The organism is Acidiphilium sp. 34-64-41 (assembly GCF_002282635.1).
In the GTDB taxonomy this organism is placed as follows: Bacteria; Pseudomonadota; Alphaproteobacteria; order Acetobacterales; family Acetobacteraceae; genus Acidiphilium; species Acidiphilium rubrum.
Genome location: NZ_NCJX01000179.1, coordinates 1 through 1,029, shown reverse-complemented (window position 1 = coordinate 1,029; position 1,029 = coordinate 1). Strand labels below are relative to the sequence as shown.

General features: G+C 61.6%; 2 protein-coding genes. Both read right to left on the bottom strand.

All coding sequences use genetic code 11. The features are described 5' to 3' along the window. On the bottom strand, positions 1 to 477 hold a 477-nt coding region (locus B7X49_RS18735), incomplete at its 3' end, for a hypothetical protein (RefSeq protein WP_286840658.1). Between the two features lie 155 nt (positions 478 to 632). Then, the coding region (locus B7X49_RS18730) for an EAL domain-containing protein (protein WP_286840656.1) at positions 633 to 1,029 on the bottom strand (397 nt) is incomplete at its 5' end.

Sequence of the window (1,029 nt, the reverse complement as noted above, 5' to 3'; positions counted from 1 at the left end):
GATGCGCTTGGGCCGGGGCTTGGTCGATTTGGGGCGTTTGATGATTTGTGGGTAGCGCAGGCCGAGCATGGTGTGGAGCGGGCGGAGGATGCGGCCGAGACTGGGGTGGGTGGCGAGCAGCGCCTGGACGATGGGATCTTCCATGAAGTGCTGGAGTTCGAGGCGGGCGTTGGCACCGGCGACGATGGGGGCGGCGGGACCGTTGGGGAGCAGGCGGATGAGCCAGGCGAAGCCGCGCGGGAGCGTGAGGGCGGGTTTGGGTTTGGTGGTGGGTTTGCGCTCGACCGTTCTGGGAGCGCGCGGGGTTTGCGGGGGTTTGGCCGCGATTTTGGCGAAGCGGGCGATCTGGCAGCTGAGGTAGTTCCAGATCAGGACGAGGAGCGGGCCGTGGATTTTAAGGCGGTAGCCGTTGTCGGCCACGGAGCGCTGCAGGGCGCGGAAGATCATCGCGAAGCGCTCGGACGGGTCGGCGGGCATGAAAGGCGCGTTCGAGATCATGACCGCACATAAACCACAATGGGCGGGGGATGAGAAAGGAATTTGTTAGGGGTGCGCGTTAGAAATTTTTTGTTTGTGGGGTCTGGCGGGGCTGAATTGGTGGGGTGCGGCCGATCGCACCATTCTATGCGGGCTTATACGGTCGTGAAATCTGTGAATTGAGCTTCTGGCAAACGCCGCCAGCCCGGTTTTGCGAGCAGGTAGCCCTGGATGAACTTAACGCCTAGTCCTCGCAAGGTCTGGTACTCCGCCAACGTCTCGATCCCTTCCGCCACCATGAGAATACCGAGATCATCGCATAGTCCGACGCAATGACGGACGAGACTCTGGCGAACTTTATCGCGATCGATGTCGCGGATCAGGACCATGTCGAGCTTGATGATGTCAGGACGAAACTGCGCCAGAAGATTGAGGTTGGAATGGCCGGCGCCGAAATCGTCGATCGCGGTGCGGAAACCCATGGCGCGATAGGCGGTAACGATGCGGGCTAGATGGGCGGGGTCGGTTACCGCTTCGCCTTCGGTGATCTCG